The following is a 6,928-nucleotide window of genomic DNA, read 5'->3' as shown; positions in this document are numbered from 1 at the left end:
CCTTAAAATACTACATTCTTGACACTAATAGAAAACCAATCGCTTTGAAACAGCCTTAAAACCGTACTTATACCCCCCGTGAACGGTTACCTGTAGATTCAATACAAAAATATCATTAAACCTCGTCCATGATGAAACCCGGAGTTTTTTTTAAGATTCAAATCCGTCATTGCGACGTAAGGTAGACACAAAGTGGCTACCCGCAGGGTAGCAATCTCAAGGTCTTTGTGGAAAACTACAGTTCTCAAAGTAGACGAGGTTTAGCATCAATATCGGATTTAATTAGCTGGTTTGTTCCGCAATCAATTCTCTTTGAAAAATAATCATTTCCTTGCCCACTACAGGATTGCGTGCAACTAATTTATCCTGAGAATCAAATATTTCTAAATGGCTAAAATCTAACTCTCTCGAACGTTGAAATATATCAGCAACTAATTTATCTTGCTGTGACTTCTTCAATGTATACCAATCATCATTTATAGTCACAATTAAACTGCTGTTACGGAAATTCGCTTGAATTGATTTTACTAACCCTAATGCAGCACCTTTACTAACCTCCCCGACTTTATTTTCTATCGCTGCAATTAAAATTTGTTCTGGTGTTAAAGGTACAAATTCTGGTGTTGGTTCAGGTATTGGTTCCTCTGTAACAACTGCTGTTTCCTCTTCTACTGGTTTATCTTCAGTCTTCTCCTTCTCAACAACAGGAGGTTCTGTTGCTTCCACTGAAGGGATTGGAAGTGGAGTTGGGAGTAATTCTGGTTCAGTTGGTGTTGTAACTATTGGGGGGGTTGTTTCCTGAACTATTGGAGTTTGTGGAACCGTTGCGACTTCCGTCGGTTTATGGGCAAAAAACGATGAAGTACCCCAAACAGCTACTACCGTAATAATTGCGATCGCGCTACTCAAAAATGTATCGGAAAGCTGGGATGACAAACCAGTAGGTAACACAGCACGAATACTAATTAAAATAGCACCCCACCATCCCTGTTTTGGAGTTTCCTCTGTATCTGTTGTTGGTTGGGTTTCTAGTTTATCAACCGTCGTTTCTAAAATTCCGATAGTTCCTCGCAACAATTGGATAATTGTCAGCTTCCAAAATGGTGCGGGTTTCTGGTAACGTGTTTGACGAGGTTGGGTTTCATCTTGATTTCGACGTTGACGACGGTTTCGTCTCGGTTCAGGGGAAGAAGGAGGTTGGGAGTTGGGAGGGTTATCTTGGGACATGGAACTTTTAGCTAGGATAGCCAATCAACTGCAAATAGTGTAGACAGATAGTTTAGCAATTTAATCAATGGACGGAAGTATTACATAATGCTGGTCAAATCTATCGAAATTTTGACTTTGTTTTTGCCAATCCCATCTTATCTGTGTTTATCTGTATTAATTAATCCATATTTATTTGCATTAATCTGCGGTTAATTAACTCAATAACAAGAAACTGATGTATCATTGCGAGGTAAGTTAGCCGCTAACGCGGCTAACTTTGGAAGTCACTCCGTGCCTACCCCCAGGGTAACAATCCCAAATTCTTTGTGAAAAACTACAGTTATCAAGGTAGACGAGGTTTATATGGCAGTTTCTAAGTAGGGCTTGCTGAAAAAGGCGTAAGTGAATTTAGCATCAAAATTTCATAATTATTTATTATTACTTTATACTATGTTGAGTGAAAATTTGCTATTCTATTCTTGGTAAGAAGTTAGATAGATTCTTAGTTTAAAAAATGGAAATGTAAAAGGCTGGTAACACTTCACGTCATGATTACAGTAACAGGCTACATAAACTGGCAACAACAAAGCCGCTATAGTAATCGGGGTAGTGCTTATCTGTTTGCGCCGATGGTAAACTTCAACGTGATGTCTGAAGTAGGCGATACTCCACCTTAGTAGAGATTTTCTTTAATTGCGATCGCGTACATAATTGAACTTACACAAGGTCACTAGACAGTAAGTGTGTATGCGATCGCTACTTGCTTGTATCGGCTTTTTAACTACACTTCATAACTCAGAAGATATTTTAAAAGTCTAGAAGGGTATAATTGCATACTTATAGCATCGGTTCATTGTGATGAATATCCAAGTCTGAACCGTGGACTCAGAAGCTTTACTATGTCAAGCATAAGCCCAAAAGACCTTTTGAAAACATCTTTTCAGAAATGTTGCTCCTTAATATAAGTTTTGATTAACTTATCTATCGGGAGATTTTGTGTACTTTTAACTTTGCCAAAGCAAAACTTGTGTAATTCCATTGGTTCTGAAATAGACCAAAATCTACACATTATCGAGATGAAAAATTGGAGATAAATCCAGCGAAATTACGATAGTTATTTGTTTACATCTTTGTCAACAAGTAAACAATTAGCTTTTTCTACTTCACCTCATGGGTGTTATGCGGAAGATATATGCGCTGGGAATCAGATTTTTTCACATAAAATCATTTATCTCTTTTGATTTCAATCAGGTTGAGTATTAAATCTTCACCTATTTATTAACTTGATTCCATAATATACACCTAATACCAATTTAATATGAAGATGCATGAACCCCACCCCCTCTACCCCGCTTGCGGGAAGGATACCCTACGGGAAGCCTCTCCGCGTCTATAGGGTAGGGTAAAATTCTATGCAGCTTCACAAAGAATTGGTATAAGTATTTGGTATCAAGTTTAATCTGACCACTTTACTTTTTGCAAAAAAAATTACGGGAATAGTGATTATGAATAACAACATTTTGACTCTAAAACTTAACCGACTTCAAGAGCTTTTAGTAACGACTTTCTTCGGTAATATTCCCAGCATATTTTTCGGTACAAAATTACGCAATATTTTGTACAAAATTATTTTTAGAAAGCTTGGTAAATCTGGATATATTCAATATGGAACTGAATTTATTAATGCTAAATCTATCTCTGTTGGAGATGGAGTATATCTTTTTAAAAATATTCGTCTAGATGCAAGAGGAGATAATAATCATCTTTATTTAAGTGATGGAGTCGCGCTTGAACAAGGAGTTGAAATTGGAGCAATGGATAATACAACTATTCATATCGGTCAAAAGACATACATTGGTTCTAATGTTAGTATTGGAGGACCAGGAAATATTAGAATTGGTAAAAATTGTTTAATAGCTTCAAATACTGGAATCATCGCAAATAATCATATATTCACTGATATTCATCAGAATATTCTCGCACAAGGTGTCACTCGTGAAGGAATTGTCATTGAAGATAATTGCTGGTTAGGACATGGGGTAACAATACTTGATGGAGTCACAATTGGTGAAGGAAGTGTGATTGGTGCAGGTTCTGTTGTCACTAAAAATATTCCTCCTTACTCAGTTGCAGTTGGAGTTCCGGCAAAAGTTATTAAATCTCGGAAAGTAGAAGAATCGACTTTATCTACGACGAGTACAAGTAATAATTAAAATTAAGTAATATCTGTCTCAAAGAGAAGATATATTAATTGGTATTTTCAGCCAAAATAACCGTAAAACATTTATTTTTAGGAGTCGAAAAGATATGAATATCTATTTTTCAGATAGCAGTAATATTAATGAGTGGACTGAATGGCATTTAACACTTAGAGGTTGGAAACGAGGTTCTGAAAAGTGTGAAGATTCTCCTCTAGAGAAAAAAGTAAATCCTCCTATTGATAGAATATTGACCTGTAGATATCACCAAAGTCTCTCGACTAATTCTATCTGGATACAAAAACATACTAGTGATGTTTGGAAAACTTCCGATTGCGAAATATTGACTCAAACGCTAGAAAAATTTGGAAATTGTCCGCAATCTTTGTAGTCATTCAATATAGTCATTCAATTTTAGTAAATTGATTTTGGATGACTATTTTTAGGTTGTTTTTGTAATTGACACAGTATCATCTTAAATGTGGTGCGATCGCGATGCAAATATTCTTAATTGCTAATACTATTTTTGAAGTTGGAATTGGTCTGATATTTCTCTTGTTTCCCACTCTAGTTTTAGAAAACAATGCCCTATCTATTTCATTACTACGGATAATTGGATGTGGTGCTTTAGGTTTGGGTAGTTTAAGTTTTTTAATGCTGGATTTGACTGATAAAAAAGCTTTAAAACCGGGATTAATTGCTTTATCTATTTTTCATTCCCTGGCGGCAGTTTCCCAAATTTACAGTTTTCTTAATAGCAGTGCGAATATATTCATAATTATTATACATTCGTTATTTGCAGTTTCTTTTATTAGCATTTCATGGCAGCGAATTAGAGAAAAGTGAAACCAATGGTCAAAGAATGGATATTTGTGAGTATTCTGTACTAATTATTCTTCGATAAAATCTTTTTAATGGTGCTTTATTTAACCTGTTATGAATTACGATTAATTGCAATCCACCAATCAAGGTTAAGTTAGCCATGAATTTATTCAACCGCGTAACTTTGCTCGAAAAGTTGGCGATTTTAGTAGTAGCTACTGGTATCAGTTTTTTAATTAGTATACCAGTGTTTGCAAAAACCAATCCCCGTCCAAGTATTTTTAAGGAATTTCCCTACAACCGTTCATCGAAACCCAAGCGTACATTAAAGCATAGACCAAATACTAGGTTAAAAAAGCAACCAACTTCTACTCGAAATTACCGTAAACTACCCCAACAATCATCTGAATCACCACGCTCTTTTGATTTTCGCGCTCCTGGATATAAAGTACCCTCCGTTCCATCTAAAAAGCCACGTTAGCAAGGATATCTAATCTTGTAGAGGTGGGGTTTTCCCTGACGAATGATACGATTGGTAAATCTATGAATTGGGATATTTGATTTTCTGAAAGTCCTAATAATACTGAAATATCGTCTTAAAACAACAAGCGATCGCTCTGCGACTCAGTGACAGTTTCCGCATCGCAAAAGTTAGACAGAGAATATTCTAGGGGAATCCACGGTTGTTTAGGCTGATTGGTATTCAGTCTAAACTCACTATAATTGGCTTGGGCTTGTAAAATAAAAAATGTAAACCGTAAAAAAGCCCTTCACCATTATGGTAGGAAAATTCCAGACCGAAAAAGACAAATTAGAGGCAAGCACGAATATAAGGGTTAATCAAGAAGCAGAAAACGAAAAAATTCTATGTCCTCATTGTCTACGCACAGCAACCAATGGTATTAAATGTAAAGGGATTTGTGTAGCTGATAACGACTATTAAAGCTTAAAATTTCCATAAAATAACTTAGTCATTTACTTAAAATTTGCTGTATAAACATGCATTTAAAGAATTACAGAGCTTCCCAATAGATAAGGGGCAGGGATACCCAGCCCCTACGAATGATACGATTGATAATTATATAATTGGGATATTTTATTTTCTGGAAGTCCCTAAGTAGATATGCAAAATTAAATATATATTGTCAATTGAGATGCGATCGCAGAACTCGTGAGATAAGCGATCGCCTAAGATAAGGAAACACCAAGAAATAAATTCTCCAATATTGTAGGGGTGGAGTAAGTCCAATTGGCGGTGTCGGTTTCCGTCCCCGAAGTTTGCTCAACGCGGGGAACCCGCGCACGCAACTTCTCTTCGCCAAAGTGGCGAATCCGAAGGGTCTCCCCATCCTTATATATGATAGGGTTGGTAAATATATGATTTGGAGGCATTTCAATAAACAAAAGTTTTGAAAATGACAATTAAAAGTATTTGATTTTATTAACAAGAGATTCTAAGCTAAGATGAGTCGGTCAGTGTCAGGTGGGAAATTCTCCCTTGCATCTGATGGCAGCAATATTAATTACATTATTGCTGTAGGTGTTAATTGAGTAGGGTTACGCCTATGGAATTGTCAAGTAAATTAGAATATGCACTTTTAGCTTTATTGGAAATCGCCAATTCTTATGAGAGTGGCGAACCCCTGCAAATTCAACAGATAGCCGACGCTCAAAATATACCTAAGCGTTACTTGGAACAGTTGCTGGCAACCCTACGACGTGGTGGTTTAATCAAAAGTACGCGGGGTGTTAAAGGTGGCTATGTTTTAGCTAGGGAACCATATCAAATTACTATTTTGGACGCTTTAAACTGCATTGAGGGATTAGAAGCAACTGTTCCCAGTAGAAGTACTACTAATTCTGTAGGTACTAAGGTGATTGGAGGTGTTTGGGAAGAAGCATGTCAGGCACTTTATGCGGTTTTGCAACAGCAGACTCTGCAAGATTTATGCGACTCCTACAGCAAAAACTCTCATCTCCCATTGATGTATTATATTTAGCGATTTGTAGTTAGGGAACACCAAAAAATAAATTCTCCCAATAGACATCTCCGAAAATCAATGATTTGTTACCCAAAACCCTTGTCGTGCCTCCGCATTGCTACGTCTCTACATCTTTTCCGGAGATGTCTAATATATAAGGGGCGGGGATACCCAGCCCCTACAAATGATAGGATTGATAATTATATAATTGGGATATTTTATTTTCTGGAGTAAATTTGTCTAAACCGGGTTTATTATTTTTTAATAGCCGAGCAACGAAGATTCTATCCCTGGATAAACTACTGACTATCTGGTAATGTTTCTGCCGAACTCAACACTGGTTGCTGATATAAGGCTATGGTAAATGTAACTGTGGAACCAAGTCCTTCTCCAAGACTATAAAAGTGGACTTCTCCCCCCATTGCTTCAACGAGTTTCTGGGATATTGCTAATCCTAATCCCGTACCTCCATATTGACGAGTGCGGGAACCATCTACTTGGGAAAATAATTGAAATAATTTATCTTGTTGATCGAGGGAAACACCAATACCTGTATCCGCGACTCGCACTTTGACGATACCAGGAAATTCACAGTCATCGAAACGTAATTTTTTACGCACTACGTCTGCACTTAAGGTAATACCCCCTTCGTGGGTAAATTTGATGGCATTCCCAACTAAGTTAATGATTACTTGCTTTAGTCGCAGATAATCACCA

10 protein-coding genes are annotated in these 6,928 nt (G+C 36.8%); 7 read left to right on the top strand and 3 right to left on the bottom strand.

Translation table 11 applies throughout. The annotated features are described in order from the left end of the window. Window positions 1-282: 282 nt before the first annotated feature. On the bottom strand, window positions 283-1,227 hold the full coding sequence (locus tag CK510_RS23530) for a hypothetical protein (RefSeq protein WP_095723990.1): 945 nt from the start codon (window positions 1,225-1,227) through the stop codon (window positions 283-285). A gap of 530 nt (window positions 1,228-1,757) precedes the next feature. Between CK510_RS23530 and CK510_RS34075 the strand changes: the two genes are divergently transcribed. The 6 genes from CK510_RS34075 (at window position 1,758) to CK510_RS34630 (ending at window position 5,172) form a co-directional block, all read left to right on the top strand. Continuing rightward, window positions 1,758-1,886 (top strand): hypothetical protein, encoded by a 129-nt coding sequence (locus tag CK510_RS34075; protein WP_281257075.1) that lies wholly within the window; start codon window positions 1,758-1,760, stop codon window positions 1,884-1,886. 828 nt (window positions 1,887-2,714) lie between these two features. Then, complete coding sequence (locus CK510_RS23525) at window positions 2,715-3,422, top strand: acyltransferase (protein WP_095723989.1); 708 nt, start codon at window positions 2,715-2,717, stop codon at window positions 3,420-3,422. Between the two features lie 94 nt (window positions 3,423-3,516). Next, window positions 3,517-3,798 carry a hypothetical protein gene (locus CK510_RS23520; protein WP_095723988.1) on the top strand — a complete coding sequence of 94 codons (282 nt, stop codon included), beginning with the start codon at window positions 3,517-3,519 and terminating at the stop codon, window positions 3,796-3,798. 68 nt (window positions 3,799-3,866) lie between these two features. Beyond that, the gene (locus tag CK510_RS23515) at window positions 3,867-4,253 is read left to right on the top strand and encodes a hypothetical protein (protein ID WP_143289405.1); all 387 of its coding nucleotides are present in this window, start codon (window positions 3,867-3,869) and stop codon (window positions 4,251-4,253) included. Between the two features lie 136 nt (window positions 4,254-4,389). Beyond that, window positions 4,390-4,710 carry a hypothetical protein gene (locus CK510_RS23510; RefSeq protein ID WP_095723986.1) on the top strand — a complete coding sequence of 107 codons (321 nt, stop codon included), beginning with the start codon at window positions 4,390-4,392 and terminating at the stop codon, window positions 4,708-4,710. A gap of 297 nt (window positions 4,711-5,007) precedes the next feature. Further along, window positions 5,008-5,172, top strand: a complete 165-nt coding sequence (locus CK510_RS34630) for a DUF8639 family protein (protein ID WP_510788926.1) — start codon at window positions 5,008-5,010, stop codon at window positions 5,170-5,172. Between the two features lie 245 nt (window positions 5,173-5,417). Here the strand turns inward: CK510_RS34630 and CK510_RS32960 are convergent, their stop codons facing one another. Further along, entirely contained in the window at window positions 5,418-5,621 is a 204-nt protein-coding gene (locus CK510_RS32960) for a hypothetical protein (protein ID WP_095723985.1), read from the bottom strand. Window positions 5,622-5,794: 173 nt separating this feature from the next. Here CK510_RS32960 and CK510_RS23500 point away from each other — a divergent pair, with 173 nt between their 5' ends. Beyond that, window positions 5,795-6,229, top strand: a complete 435-nt coding sequence (locus CK510_RS23500; protein WP_095723984.1) for an Rrf2 family transcriptional regulator — start codon at window positions 5,795-5,797, stop codon at window positions 6,227-6,229. Window positions 6,230-6,510: 281 nt separating this feature from the next. Here the strand turns inward: CK510_RS23500 and CK510_RS23495 are convergent. Beyond that, window positions 6,511-6,928 (bottom strand): ATP-binding protein (locus tag CK510_RS23495; RefSeq protein ID WP_245912353.1); only part of this gene is annotated, 418 nt, incomplete at its 5' end.

Source organism: Brunnivagina elsteri CCALA 953, assembly GCF_002289455.1.
GTDB lineage: Bacteria > Cyanobacteriota > Cyanobacteriia > Cyanobacteriales > Nostocaceae > Brunnivagina > Brunnivagina elsteri.
Note: the sequence above shows the minus strand (reverse complement) of the source record. Positions and strands in the feature narration are given on the sequence as shown.